The sequence below is a fragment of the Oceanobacillus sp. FSL K6-0127 genome (genome assembly GCF_037983385.1).
Classification (GTDB): domain Bacteria; phylum Bacillota; class Bacilli; order Bacillales; family Amphibacillaceae; genus Oceanobacillus; species Oceanobacillus profundus.
On sequence record NZ_CP150287.1, the window covers coordinates 1520202 to 1540983 of the forward strand.

General features: G+C 39.4%; 21 protein-coding genes and 1 riboswitch. Of the genes, 17 read left to right on the plus strand and 4 right to left on the minus strand.

The annotated features are described in order from the left end of the window. The 8 genes from MHH64_RS07570 (at window position 1) to MHH64_RS07605 (ending at window position 8091) form a co-directional block, all read left to right on the plus strand. Entirely contained in the window at window positions 1-753 is a 753-nt protein-coding gene (locus tag MHH64_RS07570; protein WP_095312578.1) for an ABC transporter ATP-binding protein, read from the plus strand. Then, the gene (locus MHH64_RS07575; RefSeq protein ID WP_095312582.1) at window positions 753-1460 is read left to right on the plus strand and encodes an ABC transporter ATP-binding protein; all 708 of its coding nucleotides are present in this window, start codon (window positions 753-755) and stop codon (window positions 1458-1460) included. Before MHH64_RS07570 ends, MHH64_RS07575 begins: the two co-directional genes overlap by 1 nt. Window positions 1461-1471: 11 nt before the next feature. Continuing rightward, entirely contained in the window at window positions 1472-2332 is an 861-nt protein-coding gene (locus MHH64_RS07580) for a branched-chain amino acid ABC transporter permease (protein WP_095312585.1), read from the plus strand. Between the two features lie 70 nt (window positions 2333-2402). Continuing rightward, window positions 2403-3356 (plus strand): branched-chain amino acid ABC transporter permease, encoded by a 954-nt coding sequence (locus MHH64_RS07585; RefSeq protein WP_303447871.1) that lies wholly within the window; start codon window positions 2403-2405, stop codon window positions 3354-3356. A 1-nt stretch (window position 3357) separates the two neighbouring features. Then, window positions 3358-4365 (plus strand): 3-oxoacyl-ACP synthase, encoded by a 1008-nt coding sequence (locus MHH64_RS07590; protein ID WP_303447769.1) that lies wholly within the window; start codon window positions 3358-3360, stop codon window positions 4363-4365. Window positions 4366-4376: 11 nt separating this feature from the next. Then, window positions 4377-5288, plus strand: a complete 912-nt coding sequence (locus tag MHH64_RS07595) for an alpha/beta hydrolase (protein WP_340003266.1) — start codon at window positions 4377-4379, stop codon at window positions 5286-5288. Then, the gene (gene fabG / locus MHH64_RS07600; protein WP_303447767.1) at window positions 5289-6032 is read left to right on the plus strand and encodes a 3-oxoacyl-ACP reductase FabG; all 744 of its coding nucleotides are present in this window, start codon (window positions 5289-5291) and stop codon (window positions 6030-6032) included. 553 nt (window positions 6033-6585) lie between these two features. Beyond that, window positions 6586-8091, plus strand: a complete 1506-nt coding sequence (locus tag MHH64_RS07605) for an AMP-binding protein (RefSeq protein WP_340002978.1) — start codon at window positions 6586-6588, stop codon at window positions 8089-8091. Between the two features lie 88 nt (window positions 8092-8179). On the opposite strand, the gene MHH64_RS07610 is transcribed toward MHH64_RS07605, so the two are convergent. Then, the gene (locus tag MHH64_RS07610; protein WP_095312602.1) at window positions 8180-8593 is read right to left on the minus strand and encodes a MarR family transcriptional regulator; all 414 of its coding nucleotides are present in this window, start codon (window positions 8591-8593) and stop codon (window positions 8180-8182) included. Between the two features lie 307 nt (window positions 8594-8900). On the opposite strand from MHH64_RS07610, the gene MHH64_RS07615 reads away from it, so the two are divergent. Further along, window positions 8901-9947 (plus strand): NADH:flavin oxidoreductase/NADH oxidase, encoded by a 1047-nt coding sequence (locus MHH64_RS07615; RefSeq protein ID WP_340002979.1) that lies wholly within the window; start codon window positions 8901-8903, stop codon window positions 9945-9947. Window positions 9948-10119: 172 nt separating this feature from the next. Here the strand turns inward: MHH64_RS07615 and MHH64_RS07620 are convergent, their stop codons facing one another. Genes MHH64_RS07620 through MHH64_RS07630 form a run of 3 tightly spaced genes read right to left on the minus strand, consistent with a single transcriptional unit; the run spans window position 10120 to window position 11975 of the window. Next, a complete protein-coding gene (locus tag MHH64_RS07620; RefSeq protein WP_095312608.1) occupies window positions 10120-10809 on the minus strand; it encodes an ABC transporter ATP-binding protein in 690 nt (229 codons plus the stop codon). Next, window positions 10806-11186: a GntR family transcriptional regulator gene (locus MHH64_RS07625; protein ID WP_095312611.1), complete on the minus strand. Its 381-nt coding sequence runs from the start codon at window positions 11184-11186 to the stop codon at window positions 10806-10808. Before MHH64_RS07625 ends, MHH64_RS07620 begins: the two co-directional genes overlap by 4 nt. A gap of 3 nt (window positions 11187-11189) precedes the next feature. Then, window positions 11190-11975 (minus strand): hypothetical protein, encoded by a 786-nt coding sequence (locus MHH64_RS07630; protein WP_340002981.1) that lies wholly within the window; start codon window positions 11973-11975, stop codon window positions 11190-11192. 282 nt (window positions 11976-12257) lie between these two features. Continuing rightward, a riboswitch (purine riboswitch) is annotated at window positions 12258-12358 on the plus strand. Between the two features lie 141 nt (window positions 12359-12499). Between MHH64_RS07630 and purE the strand changes: the two genes are divergently transcribed. The 8 genes from purE to purF are packed head-to-tail and all read left to right on the plus strand — an operon-like array spanning window position 12500 to window position 20652. Then, a complete protein-coding gene (gene purE, locus MHH64_RS07635; RefSeq protein ID WP_340002982.1) occupies window positions 12500-12994 on the plus strand; it encodes a 5-(carboxyamino)imidazole ribonucleotide mutase in 495 nt (164 codons plus the stop codon). Further along, complete coding sequence (purK, locus tag MHH64_RS07640) at window positions 12981-14111, plus strand: 5-(carboxyamino)imidazole ribonucleotide synthase (RefSeq protein ID WP_340002983.1); 1131 nt, start codon at window positions 12981-12983, stop codon at window positions 14109-14111. The genes purE and purK overlap by 14 nt, the downstream gene beginning before the upstream one ends. After that, a complete protein-coding gene (gene purB / locus MHH64_RS07645; RefSeq protein WP_340002984.1) occupies window positions 14108-15424 on the plus strand; it encodes an adenylosuccinate lyase in 1317 nt (438 codons plus the stop codon). Before purK ends, purB begins: the two co-directional genes overlap by 4 nt. Beyond that, window positions 15414-16127: a phosphoribosylaminoimidazolesuccinocarboxamide synthase gene (gene purC / locus MHH64_RS07650; RefSeq protein WP_340002985.1), complete on the plus strand. Its 714-nt coding sequence runs from the start codon at window positions 15414-15416 to the stop codon at window positions 16125-16127. The genes purB and purC overlap by 11 nt, the downstream gene beginning before the upstream one ends. Beyond that, window positions 16124-16375, plus strand: a complete 252-nt coding sequence (purS, locus tag MHH64_RS07655) for a phosphoribosylformylglycinamidine synthase subunit PurS (RefSeq protein WP_095312622.1) — start codon at window positions 16124-16126, stop codon at window positions 16373-16375. The genes purC and purS overlap by 4 nt, the downstream gene beginning before the upstream one ends. Continuing rightward, the gene (purQ, locus tag MHH64_RS07660; RefSeq protein WP_118890119.1) at window positions 16372-17055 is read left to right on the plus strand and encodes a phosphoribosylformylglycinamidine synthase subunit PurQ; all 684 of its coding nucleotides are present in this window, start codon (window positions 16372-16374) and stop codon (window positions 17053-17055) included. Before purS ends, purQ begins: the two co-directional genes overlap by 4 nt. Then, window positions 17039-19267 (plus strand): phosphoribosylformylglycinamidine synthase subunit PurL, encoded by a 2229-nt coding sequence (gene purL, locus MHH64_RS07665; protein WP_340002986.1) that lies wholly within the window; start codon window positions 17039-17041, stop codon window positions 19265-19267. Before purQ ends, purL begins: the two co-directional genes overlap by 17 nt. Further along, a complete protein-coding gene (gene purF / locus MHH64_RS07670) occupies window positions 19243-20652 on the plus strand; it encodes an amidophosphoribosyltransferase (protein WP_095312628.1) in 1410 nt (469 codons plus the stop codon). The genes purL and purF overlap by 25 nt, the downstream gene beginning before the upstream one ends. Window positions 20653-20782: the final 130 nt, after the last annotated feature.

Sequence of the window (20782 nt, forward strand, 5' to 3'; positions counted from 1 at the left end):
TTGGCAGCAATTTTGGAAACAAAGGATTTATCGATAGCATTCGGTGGGCATGTAGCAGTAGATCGTGTTTCTGTACAAATTACCGAGAAAAAGTTCACCTCGATTATCGGGCCTAATGGTGCAGGAAAAACCACCTTTTTTAACCTGCTTAGCGGACAGCTCTCACCCACAAATGGTTCCATCTATTTTAAAAATCATGACATAACAAAGCTTTCTACAACTGAACGTACACGTATGGGAATTGGAAGGTCGTTTCAGATTACGAATGTTTTTCCAAAACTAACCGTCTTAGAAAATGTCCGTTTAGCGGTTCAATCACAAGCGAAGGTTCGATATCATATGCTTTCTCATTATTTACATTATAAGAAATTTGAAGAACGGGCCTATGAGCTACTGGAAGTTGTCTTTTTGAAGGATAAGGCAAAATCGATTGCAGTTAATTTGGCACATGGAGAAAAACGAAAGCTTGAGATTGCTATGTTACTAGCCTTAGATACAGAGATTATGCTGCTGGATGAGCCAACGGCAGGTATGTCCTTAGAGGAAGTCCCGGCAATCATCGATGTAATTAATAAAATTAAACAACAAGGAGAACAGACAATCGTCCTCATCGAGCACAAAATGGATATGATTATGGGATTATCAGATGAAGTGCTCGTTCTATACCACGGAGAATTAATTGCGCAAGGTTCACCACATGAAATTGTGGAGAATGAAACGGTTCAATCCGCCTATTTAGGAGGTGGTGTCTAATGGAGAGCTTACTCGAACTAAAACAAGTCGAAGCATTTATTCAGCATTATCATATTTTACATGATATCTCTTTTGAAGTTCCAAAGAGTGAGGTTACTGTTCTATTAGGAAGAAATGGTGCTGGGAAAACAACCACATTGCGTACGATTATGGGATTAAATCAAGTATCTAAAGGGACGGTGCGATTTAAAGGAGAGGAAATTTCAAATCGATCCACACATCAAATTGCAAAAAGAGGTATTGGTTACGTACCGGAGGATCAAGGGATTTTTAATGGCCTGACCGTAGGAGAGAATATGCGCGTAGCGATGAAAAAAGAAGACGAAGAAACAACAAAACGGATGGAATGGGTGCTTGAACTGTTTCCGGATTTGAAGAAGTTTTGGAAGAAAGAAGGCGGCCAATTAAGTGGCGGACAAAAACAAATGCTTGCTATTTCCAGGGCATATGTCAATAGAAATGATCTATTACTGATTGATGAGCCGAGTAAGGGACTCGCACCAATCATCGTTGATAAGGTGACTGAGTCGATTCAGCAAATGAAGGAGCAAACGACAATTGTTTTAGTGGAACAAAACTTTATGATGGCAAGTAATATCGGCGATCATTTTTATATTATTGATGATGGCGCTACGGTCCACCACGGGAAAATGGAAGAATTGAAGGAAGACAAGATAACAATGAAAAAATACCTTGGTATTGCATAGGAGGGATTGGAATGGATTTATTAATAAGCTTAGTAATCAATGGGCTTGCGACGGGCATGCTAATATTCCTCCTTGCAGCCGGATTAACACTTATATTTGGTTTAATGAGCGTGCTGAATTTTGCTCATGGTGGCTTATTTATCTGGGGTGCTTATACAGGTGTTTGGGTTTTTCAAATGAGTAACAGCTTTATCTTAGGAATTATTGCTGCAATCAGTATAGGATTGCTTCTGGGACTCGTAACGGAGAGGCTGATTGTTAGGCCAGTATACGGAAATCATATTCAGCAGATATTGATTACCCTCGGATTTATGCTTGTCTTGCAAGAGTTAATTAAAGTGGTGTTTGGACCAGATCAAAAAGCAGTTTTTCCACCGGATATTCTTGCAGGAAGCTTTATTGTTGGTGACATTGTCTTAATTAAGTATCGATTGTTTATTATTGCAATCGGCATACTAATCTTTGTTATTTCAACCATTATCTTAAAAAAATCACGAATTGGATTAATTGTACGAGCAGGTGTTATGGATAAGGAAATGATTCAGTCGCTTGGGATCAATATTAAGCTCGTATTTATGCTTGTCTTTATGGTTGGAGCTGGGCTTGCAGGATTAAGTGGCGTGCTTCATTCCGTGTATTCTGGTGTTATTTATGCAGAAATGGGATTGGAATTCTCCATTCTCGCATTTATCGTTGTTGTTATCGGTGGGATGGGCAGCTTCTCTGGCTCTTTATTTGCGGCTATATTAGTTGGCTTAGCACAGGCTTTTATGGCTTATTATGTACCAGCACTTTCCTTGGCAGTGAACATGTTATTAATGACGATTGTACTCATTTTCAGACCACAAGGCTTGTTTCAGGTGAAGGGGTGAGGACGAAGTGAATTTACGTAATGTAGATAAAAGTACCTGGATTTATTTAATTGCTAGTTTGTTATTGTTTATGGTGCCATTTATTCTTACGGGCAGAAGCATGCAATTTATTTTTATCCAAATATTTATTTTTGCGATCTTTGCCATGAGTTATGATATTTTGCTAGGATTTACTGGGATTATTTCATTTGGGCATGTGATGTTTTTCGGAATAGGAGCGTATTCAACGGCAATTACAATGAGTAAGTTTGATTCAACAATAGGTTCTTTTCTTTTTGGGGTCGTTATAGCGGTGATTCTCGCAGCCTTTGTAAGTTTTATCGTCGGTGTTTTAACATTAAGGCTGAAGAGCCACTTTTATGCGATGCTCACATTGGCTCTTGCCGGGTTATTCTTAGTTGCCGCTGAAAAATGGCGCACCTTAACAGGAGGAAATGATGGATTTACATTTAGACTTCCAGAGATATTCCGTGATTCACAAAGTATGTATATGTTCTGCTTGCTATCTCTGATTTTAATATTTTTTGGGCTTAGACGATTTACGAAATCTCCATTTGGCAGAGTATTAATGGCCATCCGTGAAAATGAAAACCGTACAGAATCATTAGGCTATAAAATAGTTCATTATAAAGTGATTGCCAGTGTTGTAGCAGGGGTAGTAGCTAGCTTTGCAGGTGTTTTATATGCACTTTCGCTTCGTTTTGTAAATACGGGTGTATTTGCGACCGACCTTACGATTGATGTCCTCTTGATGACGATTATTGGTGGTGTTGGGACATTAGTTGGACCGATACTGGGTGCCGGTTTAGTTGAATTTGCGCATCATTGGTTATCTGGTTTAGCAGATGTACACTGGATATTCGAGCGTTGGATTATCCTGTATGGAACTGTCTATATTCTAGTTGTTATTTTCTTTCCGCTTGGCATTGTTGGGACCATTCAATCGAGGTTTTCAAATCGTCCATTAAAAGGGTTACGCGATAATCGAAAACCAAATGAAAATAAGGGGAGGAGGGCTTCGTGATATGCAAATAGGAATTTTAAGTACGGGTGTCTATATTCCGGAAAAAAGAATAACATCAGGTGAAATAGCAAAGCGGGCAGGACTTCCACTAGAGGTTGTCGAACATAAAATGGGGATAAAGGAAAAGCCGGCCCCGGGTATTGCAGACCACACGGTGGAAATGGGGATTCGTGCTGCAAGGACAGCAATTGAAAAAGCAGAAATCGATCCAAAGGAAATTGACCTTGTCATCTATATTGGGGAAGAATATAAAGAATACCCCGTTTGGACAGCCGGAATTAAGCTGCAATATGAGATTGGTGCAAGTAATGCATGGGCTTTTGATACAGCATTGCGATGCGGAACGACGGTAATGGGATTAAAAGTTGCTAAAGATATGATGATTGCAGATGATAGTATTCAAACCGTACTGCTCGCAGGAGGCTATCGAAACGGAGATCTGATAAACTATGAGAATCCCAACACAAGGTTTATGTTTAATTTAGGTGCAGGTGGTGGAGCAATCATTCTGCAAAAAGGCGATGTGAAAAACCAGTTGCTCGGCACGCACATGATTACCGATGGGGCATTTTCCGAAGACGTGATTGTTCCAGCTGGTGGAACAAAGAACCCAATGACCAAAGAATCATTAGAGGAAGGTCTCCATCAATTTGATGTGCCAGATCCACTTGGAATGAAGCAACGATTAGAAGAAAAATCAATGGTTAACTTTATCGCATGTATCGAGAAAGCATTGCATAAAAGCGGCTATCGTAAAGAAGACATTGACTATGTTGCGATGCTTCATATGAAGCGATCTGCACATACATATGTCTTAGATCAACTTGGAGTTTCACTGGACAAATCGGTTTATTTGGAGAACTACGGCCATATTGGCCAGATAGATCAGATCATTTCGTTAGAGCTTGCTGAACAACAGGGAAAGCTTAAAGATGGATCTATTGTTGTCTTTGTGTCTGCAGGAATTGGCTATGCATGGGGTGCAACGATTTTAAAATGGGGAAATTAGAGGTGAGTAAAATGATTGATGTGAAAAAGGTTTTACTAGCAAACGGTGAGGAGATTGCTTATCAGGAAAGAGCTGGTGGTGAGGATGTTGTAATACTTGTTCACGGAAATATGACATCTTCGGTCCATTGGGATGTCGTGATTGAAAATTTATCACCTCATTATAAGGTGTATGCCATTGATCAGCGAGGATTTGGAAATTCCAGCTATTATCAACCGATAACAGAGATTAAAGATTTTGCGGATGATCTGAAGCTTTTTGTAGATGAATTGCAATTGAGAGATTTTGCACTTGTAGGCTGGTCACTTGGTGGAACGGTTTGTCAGCAATTCTGTGCCGATTATCCAGGCTACTGCAATCGTTTGTTTTTGCTAGCTTCAGGTTCATCCAGGGGTTATGCTTACTATCCAATTGGAGAAGACGGGCTTCCAGATACAATCAACCGTCTTCGTACGATAGAAGAAGTACGTGAGAGTGATAAGGCGAAAATTGTACAAACAGCGTATGATACGTTAAATTACGATTTCTTAAAGCAAATGTGGGATATGGTTATCTACACTGACAACAAGCCTGATTCGGAACGCTATCAGAAATATTTAGAGGATATTACAACGCAACGCAATTTAGCAGAATGCTATCAAGCATTAAACATATTTAATATTAGCGATGTTCATAACGGTCTTGTTGCAGGTACGAATCAAGTCAAGGATATTGATATCCCTGTCATGATCGCATGGGGTGAAACAGATATGGTTGTAACAAAGGATATGACAGATGAATTAATTGCGGATTTTGGTGACAAAGCAGTGCATAGGGAGTTAAAGAAATGTGGACATTCTCCTTTAATTGATGATCTTGATCAATTATTAGACGCAATGGAAACGTTCTTCGTTGGATCGACTACGAATAAAGGAGTTTTATAGATGGGGAGACTTGAGGGGAAGGTTGCAATTATAACCGGGTCCGCAAATGGAATCGGACTGGAGGCTGTCAGGGTGTTCGCAAGTGAAGGGGCAAAGGTTGTACTTGCAGATTTTGACCATGAAGTTGGTGAGAAACGTGAGCAGGAGTTAGCTGCTGAAGGGATAGAATGTAAGTTTATTCCAGTGAACGTATCAGATGCGGATAGTGTGAATTCAATGACTGAACGTGCCAAAAGTGAATTTGGAAAAATTGATATTTTGGTTAATAATGCCGGAATAACAAGGGATGCGATGCTTTCAAAAATGTCAGTAGAACAGTTCCAGCAAGTAATTGAGGTGAATTTAACCGGTGTTTTTAACTGTACGAAGGCAGTTCTTCCAGCGATGATAGAGCAGGGTAAAGGAAAAATTATTAGTACGTCCTCGGTATCTGGCGCATATGGCAATGTTGGACAAACAAATTATGCTGCAGCAAAGGCTGGAATTATTGGGATGACAAAGACGTGGGCAAAAGAGCTTGGTCGCAAAGGGATTAACGTGAATGCTGTCGTTCCAGGCTTTACAGAGACAAGCATGGTGGAGGCAGTTCCAGACAAAGTCATTGAGCAAATGAAAGCCCAAATTCCACAACAGCGCCTAGGAAGACCAAGAGATATTGCGAATGCATATCTGTTTCTTGCATCAGACGAATCAGATTATGTAAACGGGCATGCATTACATGTTGATGGAGGAATTATGATGTAATTGAATACAGGTGATTTACAGTCTGGTGGGCTGGTGAATCACCTGTTTTTACTTGGGTTTGTAATTCTTGCTCCCTTTATACTAAACGTACTTCATCTTAATCAGTTACTGAATGATCTAGCTTATGCCCTCAATGAGTTACCAACTGGCCAAGAAATCCGTGATTTCGGGCGCTTATGGCCTTAATGAGTTACCAAATGACCAAGAAATCCGTGATTTCGGGCGCTTATGGTCTTAATGAGTTACCAAATGACCAAGAAATCCGTGGTTTTGGGCGCTTATGCCCCCAATGAGTTACCAACTGGCCAAGAAATCCGTGATTTCGGGCGCTTATGCCCCCAATGAGTTACCAACTGGCCAAGAAATCCGTGGTTTTGGGCGCTTATGCCCTCAATGAGTTACCAAATGATCTAAATATCCCTCCGTTCGGTAACTCAACGCCCTAAGAGTTATCAAACACGCTAGTGAAGTACCGAGTCCCAGGTGTAACTCCCCTGTAACTAGATCGATTTATACTGAACGTAATTACTTAGTTGGGCAAGGGGTGGCGAGGATGCTATATGATATTAATTGGTTTGAGAGCCGTGTTCAGTTAACACCAAAGGATATTGCGATTATTGATTCAGAAACAAAAGAATCATGGACATATGAAGAGTTATATGAGCGTGTAATAAAAGTTTCAAATATTTTTCATACAAAAGGAGTGCGGAAAGGTGACCGAGTTGCTATCTTAGCTCCTAATCATATTAGTTATTTTGATTTTTTCTTTGCTTCCATGAAAATTGGCGCAATCTTCGTCCCGTTAAACTGGAGAGTTGCAAAAGCTGAATTGCATTATTGTATAAATGATTGTGACCCAAAGGTTATAGGGGTGAATCCAGATTTCAAGGCGAATCTAGATGCTGCTGAAACAAATGGAACGTATATTACTATTGATACGAGTAATTATATCGACGATCTATATTATGAACAAGCTACTTTTGATGGAAATCTGCATGAGGAAGATCCACTAGCAATGATCTATACTGGTGGAACTACCGGATGTCCAAAAGGGGTTGTGTTATCCCATAAATCGATTTTATGGAATGCTTTAAATACAATCGTTAGCTGGGGACTAAGTAAAGAGGATACGACGCTTACTTGTTTACCGATGTTTCACACTGGTGGTCTTAATGTATTGTCCTTACCATTATTATTAAGCGGCGGTAAAGTAGTTCTCCTAGCAAATTTTGATGCAAGTCAAGTAATAGAGGAGTTACTCCAGTATAAATGTACAATTGCTATGTTGGTGCCCACAATGTACCACATGATGATTGAAACAAAAACCTTTAAAACAGCAACATTTCCTGATATGAAGGTGTTTGTGTCTGGCGGAGCGCCATGTCCTTATAAAGTTTATGAGGCATTTTCGAAAAAGGGGATTGCTTTTAAAGAAGGATATGGGTTGACAGAGGCTGGTCCGAATAATTTCTACATCGATCCCAAGGATGCCATGCATAAATTGGGCTCCGTTGGCAAACCAATGCTTTTTAATGATATTAAAATTATGAAAGATGAAGAAGTTATCACAACTGTTGATGAAGTGGGGGAATTATATATTCGTGGAAGTCATGCCTTTACATACTATTGGAATAGACCTGAAGAAACAAAAACAACGTTGATTGATGGGTGGATCCGAACTGGGGACATTGCAAGACAGGATGCAGATGGCTATTTTTATATCGTCGGGAGAAAGAAAGACATGATTATAACAGGAGGAGAAAACGTTTATCCATTAGAAATAGAGCATTGGCTGGAGGCACATCCTGCTATCGATGAAGCAGCAGTAATTGGATTGCCGGATGAAAAGTGGGGAGAGGCTGTTGTGGCATGTATTGTCACGGAGAAGGTATTGACTGTAGAGGAATTGGAAGACTACTGTAAACAGCAGTTAACACGGTATAAGGTTCCGAAACAGTTTTTCTTCTTAACTGAGTTGCCGAAAACCGATGTTGGTAAAGTAAATAAAAAAACGCTAAAGCTCAAGTATAGCAATTATACCGACAGCACAATTTCATAATTAAAATTGTATGTTATAAAACTAGCTATCCCCGTAAATGGAGTCAATGAACCCTATTTTACGGGGATATATTAAAAGCACTGCGAAACTATTCAATAAGCCTTTTTATGTCATGAATATCTTTTATACTTATTTGAGTTTGTAAACTGTTATTTAACAGTATTAACATCTCTTCAACCTGTAGTTGCCCTTTTTTTAATAAAAGAACATAGACTGATCGTTTATCATTTTCATCTGTTTGACGCTGCACTAAAGACTCACCACGATGCTTTTCCAATCTAGTTACCAACCGAGATAAAGCACTATGGCTAAGCCCCACTTTTGGCACCAAATCCAAAAGCTTCATTTTTTTGTTTTCGGATTGGGCAAGAAAATACAAAAGATAAAACTCATTAATCCCTAATTGAAAGTGATCTTGAAGTGTATAATCTATCGCTTTTAAGAGACGATTATGATATTTAGTTAACTTGAGCCACGTATCAAATAATTCATTATCATACATGTTGATATTCCTCTCCGATTTTAATTATTGACTTCATTATATCATATGCTATATTATATGCATGCGCAAACAAATAATAAAGTGTAGATAGGTGGTTAAAGAATCTTTTATGTTATTTATATGTATGCGCAAGCAAATTAAAGGAGTGATGCATACATAGAGATATTTCAACCTTTTATATTTAAATGTTGGATTCATTAATTACTCTCCATATCTTAACTAAATAGAACAACTGATGAACACTTTTATTACATTGTAATGAAAAAATAGTTCTAAAAATAATCTTAATCAATAAGGAGTTTTCATAATGAGTAACATGTTTAGTCCCTATTCTATCAAAAACTTAACTATAAAAAATCGTATTGTTATGCCGCCGATGTGCCAGTATTCGGTTGATAAAGAAGATGGTGTTCCAAATGATTGGCATTCTGTCCATTACGTTTCAAGAGCTGTTGGGGGAGCCGGATTAATTATCTTGGAAATGACAAGTGTAACCCCCGAGGGACGTATTACAAATCGCGACTTAGGTCTATGGTCAGACGAACAAATTCCACATTATCAACGGCTTGTTAGCCAGATAAAGAGATATGACGCTAAAGTTGGAATTCAAATTGCACATGCGGGTAGAAAAGCAGAAGATGCAAATCAGCCTGTCGGAGCTTCCGATATTCCAGTTGAGGTTCTGCCGGAGGAGACTATAAACGGTGAACTAAAACAACCGAGAGCTTTAACAACCCAAGAAGTTAAGGAAACCATTCAACAGTTTAAAAATGCTGCTGAAAGAGCAGTGAAAGCAGGTTTTGATACCATTGAATTGCATGGAGCACACGGATATCTTTTACATCAATTTATGTCACCGAGCATTAATAACCGTACGGATGAATATGGACAAGACTTAGCCTTATTTGGGGAAGAAGTTGTAAAAGCAGTGAAGAGCGTAATACCTTCTGAAATGCCTTTAATTATGCGTTTATCTGCTATTGAGTATATAGATGGAGGTTATAACTTACCGCATGCTATTAATATGGCGAAACGATTTAAAGCAGCAGGTGTCGATGTATTCCATGTTTCAAGTGGTGGTGAGGGACTTCCTGGGAAGTTAAAACCTAAAAACACACCAGGTTATCAAGTACCATTTGCACGTGAATTTAAAAATCAATTAGGTCTCCCAGTTATCGCTGTTGGGAAATTAAGTGATCCTGATCTTGCAGAAGCAACGATTTCTAATGGAGATGCTGAACTGATAGCTATTGCAAGAGGCATGCTCAATGATCCTTACTGGGCATTACACGCAGAAAAAACATTGACCCGTAAAGTTAATCCACCTTTTCAATATTCAAGAGGAATACAATAAAAAGTTTTCCCTAATTAGTGTTGTCCCCAAAGTTAGATTTGGAATCTACTTTGGGGGCTACCATTGTAAAACTAACCAAAAATATTTATGAACCAGCTTCATGACGAACAAAAAATAGGCAGTTAGAGCCTGCGCATTTTATTTTACAAAATTCTAAAGAGTTTCGTATCTACTACTCATAAACCTCTGTCATCCAATCAACAATGCCCATTTGCTTCTGTTCACGCAGTTCTTCCACATTATGATGTCCAATAATGGAACCGGCTTTAATCGCTACGACTTCATCAAGAATATTTTCAACTTCTCTAATTTCATGTGTCGTGATAAGAACAAGCTGCTTTTCAAGATCAATGAAGGAAATCAGCCCTTTAACAATGGAATTGCGGACCATTGGATCAAGTCCGGAGAATGGTTCATCCATCAAGATGACTGGTACATTCCGTGCTAGAGAGAGTACGATTTTTAGTCGACCGCGGTTTCCCTTTGATAAATGTTTTAATTTATCATTTGGATCCAGCTTCATAAATTTCAAAATTTCATAAGCCTTTTCCTTATCGAAATCCTTAAATTGACTAGATTGGAATTCGATTGATCTTTTCACCGTGAAAAATCGATAATACTCATCGAGCTCTGATAAATAGGATACGGAATCCGCAATTTTACGGGTAACTTTTTCTCCATTCACTCTTACTTCCCCATTTGTTGGGTGATTGAGCCCCGCGATTAGCTTTAGGGTTGTTGATTTGCCACTTCCGTTCTCACCGACTAGACCGATTAATTTCCCCGGTGTCAGCTCTAAATTCACATGGTCTAATGCTTTTTTAGTGCCGTATCTTTTTGAGACATTTGTTAATGTAATCATCCCTTTTGCTCTCCCTTCTCATTCAAAAAATCAATTAATCCACGCTCGATTTCCTCGTTCGTATAGCCCATTTCATGCATTCCTTGAAAAAAGGTCGTCATCAATTCTGTTTTCATTTCTTCACGGATGGATTCAAGCACTCCTTCATCTTCTGTTACAAAGGTCCCCTGACCGCGCCTGGACTCTACGATATGCATCGATTCCAGCTCCCGATAAGTGCGTTGTACTGTATTTGGATTAACACTCACTTCAATTCCTGTCTCCCTAACAGAAGGGAGCTTATCACCTGGGGCCAGTTCCCCTCTTATTATTTGTTTTTTCATTCGTTCCGCAAGCTGCTGGTAAATTGGCTGGGATGAATGGAATATGTCTGCCATAACTTACACCTCAACTTTTTTCTCAATAATCCAGCAAGCAGCAATAAACATAATGACTGCAACAACAATATCACGAACAAAATGCCCGATATAGAAGATAGATGATTCGCTCATTGCTTGTGCTTCAAATGCATTCTCTACATAACCAAACTCAAATCCAACGATAATATCATTGACTTGAATACTTCCCCAATTTGTTAATGTTTGCATAAAGGATAGATCCATCAAAGAACCATAGATCCAGGATATGAATAAGAAGAGAATAAACGTTAGGATGAAGCTGATAAAATCATTCATCAGATGACTAAAGGTCAGGAAAATGGACCAGAAAAATAGGAAGAGAGCTGCGATGAAGAATCCTAATGTAAACACAAAGACAGTAATTGATCCTAACAAATTAAATATTGTTTCCTGATTAAAAAAATCGAAAGTATGAAGGAAAAATTGCGTTGAACCGATAATGAATACGGCAAAGGTAGATACCATAAAAGTGATTCCTGTAACTACTTTTGAAGAAAGCAATCCTGCAATCGACATCGGCGTGTGCAGCCATAAGTGTAATCTCTTTCTTTCAGCGCTCAAGCTGTAATATAAATAAAACGGTAGAAAAAAGATATGAAGTGTTACCACAAACCCTAATGCCACTGATAGCAAGCCTTCTGTGTAACCAGCATAATTACCAGTAAAATATCCACCACTCAAAATACCTAAATATAATATCAAAGCAATGAGAAAAGCTGGAAAACCAAGCTGGAATTCTTTCTTTGTTAACGACAACCATGCATTCATTTTTCATCCTCCTATAACAATGTATTAGTGTACTATTTAAATAGTACACTAATACATTGTTATAGGTCAATAATATTCAGAAACAAATTTAAAATAGGACTGCATTTAGAAGTATGGGTTATTTTGCCGAAATGCTCATTATAAATCAATCTAATTATTACACTGTATAAATTTAAGCAAATTACAACATCTATATCAGTAAAATCCGTACGTTAATTAAATATGACAAAACATCGTATGAAATTCAGTTGATTTTTTAGTTTTGTTTTGTTATGCTTAATCCGACAAATAAATAGAGTTCCTCATATATTTACTGAGAATATGGCTCAGAAGTTTCTACCCAGCACCGTAAATGCTGGACTATGAGGGAAGGTGAATCGTTGTGTAAGAACAATGAAAAGTTTTCACTTGATCGAAGGATTGAAAAGTCTATTCATCTTCTCTCATTTTGAGGGAGACGAATAGACTTTTTTAATTGATTATTTTTTGATGTTTCAACATGACTCCATGATAGAAAGAGGGATTTGATGACTCAGGTAGGCGTAATTATGGGGAGTATCTCAGATTGGGACACGATGGAACATGCGTGTAACATTCTTGAATTATTAAATGTCCCATATGAAAAGGATGTTATTTCTGCGCATCGTACACCGGATGAAATGTTTACGTATGCTAAAACAGCACGTGAACGTGGTTTGAAGGTGATTATTGCAGGGGCTGGGGGAGCTGCTCATCTTCCAGGGATGGTTGCGTCCCAAACGACATTGCCAGTCATTGGTGTTCCCGTTCAAAGCAAGGCATTGAATGGACTTGATTCTTTATTGTCGATTGTACAAATGCCTGGTGGTGTGCCGACTGCTACTGTTGCAATAGGGAAGGCCGGGGCAACAAATGCAGGTATTCTTGCTGCGCAAATTATAAGTACATTCGATGAAGAGATTGTTGGAAATCTAGAAAACTATCGTGAAACAATGAGAAAGAATGTATCGGAAATGAGGGAAGATCTTGGAGAAAAATAAAACCATACTTCCACCACATACAATTGGAATCATCGGTGGTGGACAACTAGGAAGAATGATGGCAATCGCTGCTAGATATATGGGATATAAGGTTGCAGTGCTTGATCCTACGCCTAACTGTCCAACTGCCCAAGTGGCTGATATTCAGATCACTGCCGCTTATGATGATATGAACGCAATTAAAGAATTAACGGAAATTAGTGATGTTATCACGTATGAATTCGAAAATGTTGATTTGACAGCGGCTGCTTATATTGAAAAGCAAGGAAAGCTACCACAAGGTACCTATGCACTTGAAGTTACACAGAACCGTGAAAAAGAAAAAGACTTAATGCAGGAAATGAACTTACCAATTCCCGACTTCGCAATTGTAAAAAATGCAGAAGAATGTAGAAATGCATTACACACATTTACGATTCCAGCAGTGATTAAAACATGTCGTGGCGGTTATGACGGCAAAGGACAAATTAAAATAAATTCGATTGAAGACACAGACCGAGCAGCACAATTTGCAGAGGAACATGGCTATTGCATTATTGAACAATGGATAACGTTTGATAAAGAAATTTCAGTTGTGTTCTCAAGGTCTCACGAAGGAAAAATTACAATTTTCCCAATTGCAGAGAATAAGCATCGTGACCATATTTTGTATCAAACAACTGTTCCAGCAAAAATTAGTTCTACTGTTAAAAATAAAGCGTATGAAGCAACGAAAATCCTTGCAGAGAAAATGAATATTGTTGGCACATTTGCAATTGAAATGTTTGTACAAGGTGATGACATTTTCTTAAATGAAATGGCGCCAAGACCACATAATTCTGGACATTATACGATAGAAGCTTGTAATGTATCTCAATTTACCCAGCATATTCGCGCTATTTGCGGTCTTCCATTAGTAGAGGTTCAATTACTGAACGAAGCAGTAATGATCAATATTTTAGGCGAGGATATGGACGGCGTATTCAAGGCATTGCCACAGGCAGAGAACGGTTTTGTTCATTTATATGGCAAATCCGAGCCAAAAGAAAAGCGAAAAATGGGACATATCACATTTATTGCAGCTAACGAAGAAACGTTACAGAAACAGATCGAACATTTCAAGGGGGCAATGGCATGATTGAACGCTATACAAGAGAAGAAATGGGAAACATTTGGACGGAAGAGAATAAATTTAAAGCTTGGCTTGAAGTGGAGATTCTTGCATGTGAAGCATGGAGTGAGTTGGGTGTTATTCCAGCTGATGATGTAAAAAAAATACGAGCGCACGCTTCTTTTGATATCAATCGAATCTACGAAATAGAACAGGAGACACGTCATGACGTTGTTGCCTTCACACGGGGAGTATCGGAGACACTTGGAGAAGAACGGAAATGGGTCCATTATGGACTAACCTCAACAGATGTTGTCGATACGGCATTAAGTTACTTAATTAAGCAAGCGAATGAAATTATTCGCAAAGATTTACATCGTTTTATTGAAATTTTGAAAAACAAAGCGATTGAACATAAGCATACGGTGATGATGGGACGAACGCATGGTGTCCATGCAGAACCGACTACTTTCGGGTTAAAGCTTGCCCTCTGGTATGAAGAAATGAAACGTAATCTGGAGCGATTTGAGTTGGCTGCGAAAAATATCGAATTTGGTAAATTGTCTGGAGCGGTAGGGACATATGCCAATATTGATCCGTTTGTTGAAACCTATGTATGTGAAAAGCTTGGGATCACGCCTGCACCAGTGTCTACCCAGACCTTACAGCGTGACCGCCATGCTGGATATATTTCTGCATTAGCGTTAATTGCTACATCAATTGAAAAGTTTGCTACGGAAATTCGCAGTTTGCAAAAAACAGAAACCCGTGAAGTAGAAGAACGGTTTGCTGAAGGGCAGAAGGGTTCCTCTGCTATGCCGCATAAGCGTAATCCAATCGGGTCAGAAAATATGACCGGAATGGCACGTGTGATCCGTGGTTATATGATGACTGCATATGAGAATGTAGCCCTATGGCATGAACGTGATATTTCCCATTCTTCCTCAGAACGTGTCATTCTGCCAGATGCCACAATCGCACTGAATTATATGTTAAATCGCTTTGCGACCATCGTGAAAAATTTAACCGTATTTCCGGAGAATATGAAACGAAATATCGATAAAACACATGGTGTTATTTTTTCACAGCGTGTCTTGTTGAAATTAATTGATAAAGGGATGGCACGTGAAGCAGCCTATGATATCGTTCAGCCAAAGGCAATGCAAGCTTGGGAAACAGAAACACCTTTCAAGCAGCTTGTGGAAGCAGACGAAGAAATCACAGCTAAATTAACGCAGGAAGAAATAGATGATTGCTTTAATTACACCTATCATTTGAAAAATGTTGATGTCATTTTTGAGCGAATTGGATTATCAAGAGGTGTACAGGATGAAGGCTGATCTTGTGTATGAAGGAAAAGCGAAAAAGGTATATCAGGCAGAAGGAAGACCTGGAGAACTTGTTCTTTCCTATAAAAATGATGCAACAGCATTTAATGGAAAGAAGAAGGCATCCTTTGAAGGAAAAGGAGAATTGAATAATTCTATCTCAACCTTAATCTTTCAGAAGCTTCATAAAAGTGGAATTGAAACTCATTTTATAGAGAAGTTGAATGATACCGAGCAGCTTGTGGTTCAAACGGAAATCATTCCATTAGAGGTCGTTGTTCGCAACATAGCCTCAGGTAGTATTGCGAAGCGTTTAGGGATTGAAGAGAAGACAATTTTTGAAAAACCAATCATCGAATTTTACTATAAAGACGATGCACTAGGGGATCCGCTGATTAATGATGAGCATGCATTATACGTAACAACGATTACAGAAGCAGAGATTAGTGAAGTGAAACAAAAAGCATTGCAGATTAATCACCAATTATTGGTGCTTTTTCAATCGATCGGGATTACATTAGTTGATTTCAAATTAGAATTTGGAAGAAAAGCGTGTGGCGATATTGTTTTAGCGGATGAAATCTCGCCAGATACATGCCGCTTATGGGATAGAGCGACTGGAGAGAAGTTGGATAAGGATGTTTTTCGTCAAGGAAACGGAGATTTAATTGAAGTTTACAATGAAATATTACAACGGCTGGAGGCTAAAGCATGAAGAAGGTAACTGTCTATATTACATTAAAACAAGGTGTTCTGGATCCACAAGGAAAAGCAATTCAGGAATCATTAAATTCTTTAGGTTATAAGGAAGTAGAAGAAGCTCGTGTTGGGAAATTTATTGAATTACAAGTAGAAGAAGGACCCGATTTAACGGAACGTGTTACGGCAATGTGTGACAAGTTACTAGCTAATCCAGTAATCGAGGAATATCGTTTCGATGTGGAGGAGGCTGAAGCACTGTGAAATTTGCAGTAATTGTTTTTCCTGGATCTAACTGTGATCGTGATATGTATCATGCTGTTAAAGACGTTTTAAAGACAGAAGCTGACCTTGTATGGTATGAAGGCAGCAATTTAGAGAACTATGATGGAATATTGCTGCCAGGCGGTTTTTCTTATGGTGATTATTTACGCTGTGGAGCAGTTGCTTCCACTTCCGATATCATGAAGCAAATTAAAGTACATGCTGCAAAAGGAAAGCCAGTGCTCGGTGTATGTAATGGATTCCAGATTCTAACGGAAGCTGGTCTGTTGCCTGGTGCATTGCTGCGTAATGAGAAACTTTCGTTTATGTGCCATCAGGAACCACTTGTTGTGGAAAATAACGAAACTATCTTTACTGCTGCATATGACAAAGGAGAAGTTGTACATTTTCCAATTGCTCATGGAGAAGGTAACTATTTCTGTGATGAGGAGACGTTAAAAGAGCTTAAAGCGAATAACCAAATTGTTTTTACCTATCAAAACAATCCGAATGGATCGGTTGAAGATATTGCTGGGATTATGAATAAACAAGGAAATGTACTTGGAATGATGCCACATCCAGAGCGTGCTGTGGAACAGTTACTCGGCAGTGATGACGGGTTACGACTATTCCAGTCGATGATTCAGAATTGGAGGGACATGTATGCTGCAAACGCATGATATAAGTCCAGAGCAAATTGAACGTGATAAATTGTATCGTGAAATGGGTTTAAGTGATCAGGAATTTGAAATGATAAAGGATATTCTGAAGAGACTTCCTAACTTTACAGAGACTGGAATCTTCTCCGTCATGTGGTCAGAGCATTGTAGTTATAAAACATCCAAACCACTTCTTCGTAAATTTCCAACAAAGGCATCACATGTGCTGCAAGGGCCTGGAGAAGGAGCTGGAATTATTGATATCGGTGATAACCAGGCAGTTGTGTTTAAAATTGAAAGTCATAACCACCCATCTGCAGTAGAACCGTATCAAGGAGCCGCAACTGGTGTTGGGGGAATTATTCGTGATGTGTTTTCTATGGGTGCACGTCCAATTGCATCGATGAATTCATTGCGCTTTGGAAACTTAAATACCGATCGAACGAAATATCTCTTCTCAGAAGTTGTGAACGGGATTGCTGGCTATGGGAACTGTGTTGGTGTTCCTACCGTCGGAGGAGAAGTTCAATTTGATGACAGCTATGAGGATAACCCACTTGTAAATGCGATGTGTATTGGGTTAATCAACCATGATGAAATTCAAAAAGGGATTGCAGCTGGAGTTGGGAATACCATTCTTTATGCAGGTCCTCCAACTGGACGCGATGGAATTCATGGGGCAACCTTTGCATCTGATGATTTAGGGGAAGATGCAGCCAAGGATCGTCCTGCCGTTCAGGTTGGTGATCCATTTATGGAGAAGCTTCTGATTGAAGCGTGTTTAGAAGTCATTCATTCCGATGCATTAGTAGGAATGCAGGACATGGGTGCTGCTGGACTTACGTCGTCTGCAAGTGAAATGGCTAGTAAAGCAGGAACAGGACTTGAAATGAACTTGGATCTTGTACCACAACGAGAACAACATATGACAGCTTATGAAATGATGCTCTCGGAATCCCAAGAGCGAATGCTTCTATGTGTGAAAAAAGGGCGCGAACAGGAAATCATTGATATTTTTGAGAAATACGGATTAAAAGCAGTTCCTGTTGGTGAAGTAATCGAAGAAAAAGTATTCCGTATTAAGCATCACGGGGAAGTTGTGGCAGATATTCCTGTAGACTCACTAGCGGATGATGCACCAGTGTTTCATATGCCATCAAAAGAAGCAGCTTATTATAAAGAATTTCAGAAAATAGAAAATACGGCCCCGTTTGTAAATGATCATGCGGAAATACTAAAGCAATTATTACAGCAACCTACAATCGCTAGTAAGGAATGGGTCTATGATCAATACGACTCAATGGTACAGACAAATACAGTCGTAACACCAGGTTCTGATTCGGCAGTTGTTCGGATTAAAGGAACAGATAAAGCATTGGCGATTACAACGGATTGTAATTCTCGTTATATTTATTTGGATCCTGAAACAGGTGGGAAAATTGCTGTAGCAGAAGCGACGCGTAATATTGTTTGTTCTGGTGCAAAACCACTTGGCTTAACCGACGGATTGAACTTTGGAAATCCAACAAATCCAGAAGTGTTTTGGCAAATGGAAAAAGCAGTAGAAGGAATGAGTGAGGCTTGTGAAGTCTTAGAAACTCCTGTAATCAGTGGAAATGTGTCCTTATACAATCAGTCAAAAGGTAAATCTATTTATCCAACACCAATTGTTGGAATGGTTGGACTTCATGAGTCATTGGAGCATATTACACCAAGCTTCTTCCAAAAAGCAGGGGACGCTATCTATTTAATTGGTCATACAGAAATTGAATTTGGTGGAAGTGAGCTGCAAAATCTACTTGACGGAGAATATAAAGGGAAAGCACCTGCTATCGATTTAGAAGTGGAAGCAACAAGGCAGAAGCATTTGTTAGAAGCAATTCAAAGCGGATTAATTGTATCTGCGCATGACCTTGCTGAAGGTGGGCTTGGCGTTGCTTTGGCGGAAAGTGTATTTGCTGGAAAAGGACTAGGTGCAGACGTACACCTGAGCGGAGAAGCTACCGTTGAGCTATTTAGTGAAACCCAGTCAAGATTCATAGTTACAGTAAAGGCTGAGGATCAAGCGCGCTTTGAGAAAGAAGTAAAAGACGCTAAGCAAATCGGTGTTGTAACCGATGATCAAACATTAAGCATAACTGTCAATGAAGCAGCAGTTATCCAGGAAAATGTTAACCAACTAGAGAAACTATGGAGGGAAGCGATCCCATGCTTGCTGAAATCAAAGGCATAAACGAAGAATGCGGTGTGTTTGGAATTTGGGGACATGACAAGGCGGCTGAACTTACCTATTACGGGCTGCATTCTATGCAGCATCGTGGGCAGGAAGGAGCAGGAATTGTTGTTAGTGATGGCAAGGAATTAACAGCACATAAAGGGCTCGGTTTGGTTAATGATGTTTTTAAAAAGGCAAAATTTGAAGAGCTTGCTGGCAGGAATGCAGTTGGGCATGTACGATACACTACCCAAGGCGGGAAAGTAATCGAAAATGTCCAGCCCCTTCTTTTCCGTACACAAACAGGCAGTATGGCCCTTGCGCATAATGGGAATATCATGAATGCTCACCAACTGCGCGGGGAGCTTGAAGATGAAGGGAGTATTCTACAGACATCATCTGACACGGAAGTACTTGCACACTTGATTCGAAGAGGAGGACAGCGAACAAATGAAACCTCCATATCAACTGCTCTCAACCAAGTTGTTGGAGCATATGCATATTTAATCTTAAAAGAGGATCGTATGTATGCAGCCCTTGATCCCGCTGGAATTCGTCCACTTTCCATTGGCAAGCTTGGTGATGCATATGTTGTTGCATCAGAGACATGTGCATTTGATCAAATCGGTGCAACCTTTGAACGAGAAGTTTTACCAGGAGAACTTGTAACGATTAGTGATGATGGCATAGAGATTAGGCGATTCGCTCCTCGCGGTGGCCGTAAATTGTGTGCAATGGAGTATGTCTATTTATCAAGACCGGACAGTGATCTGAATCATGTAAATGTCCATGCATCACGAAAACAAATGGGTGTGGAACTTGCAAAAGAAGCGCCAGTAGATGCAGATATGGTTATTGGAGTTCCTGATTCCAGTATTTCTGCTGCAATCGGCTACGCAGAAGAAAGTGGCCTTCCATACGAAATGGGAATTTTAAAAAATCGCTATGTTGGAAGAACATTTATCCAGCCTTCACAAGAGTTACGGGAGCAAGGTGTTAAAATGAAACTCTCTCCTGTTCGTGGCATCGTGGAAGGCAAACGGATTGTGATGATTGATGATTCCATTGTGCGCGGTACAACGAGCAAGCGAATTGTGAAAATGTTAAAGCAAGCCGGTGCAAAAGAGGTCCATGTTCGGATTGCATCACCATCCATTCAGCATCCCTGCTATTATGGAATTGATATGTCGACGAGAAAAGAACTTATAGCTGCTAATAATAGCCCAGAGGAGATCTGTGAAATAATTGGAGCTGACAGTATTGCTTATTTATCAGAGAGAGGTCTCGAACAAGCAATTGTAAAGGACAAAACGATTAACCAAGGAGTTTGTATGGCATGCATGACAGGGCGATATCCTGTGATGGAAAATGGAGAAACGGAAATAAATTATACAAAGTGCTAACAGCACGTTTTGACCAAAAAGCTATAACCGAGGCGAAGACACGTGGACACCGTAGCTGGAAAATTGATCGTTGCTAATGATTGAGCATTCCGATTTAAATGTGGTGACTGTGTTTGAAAAAACATATACG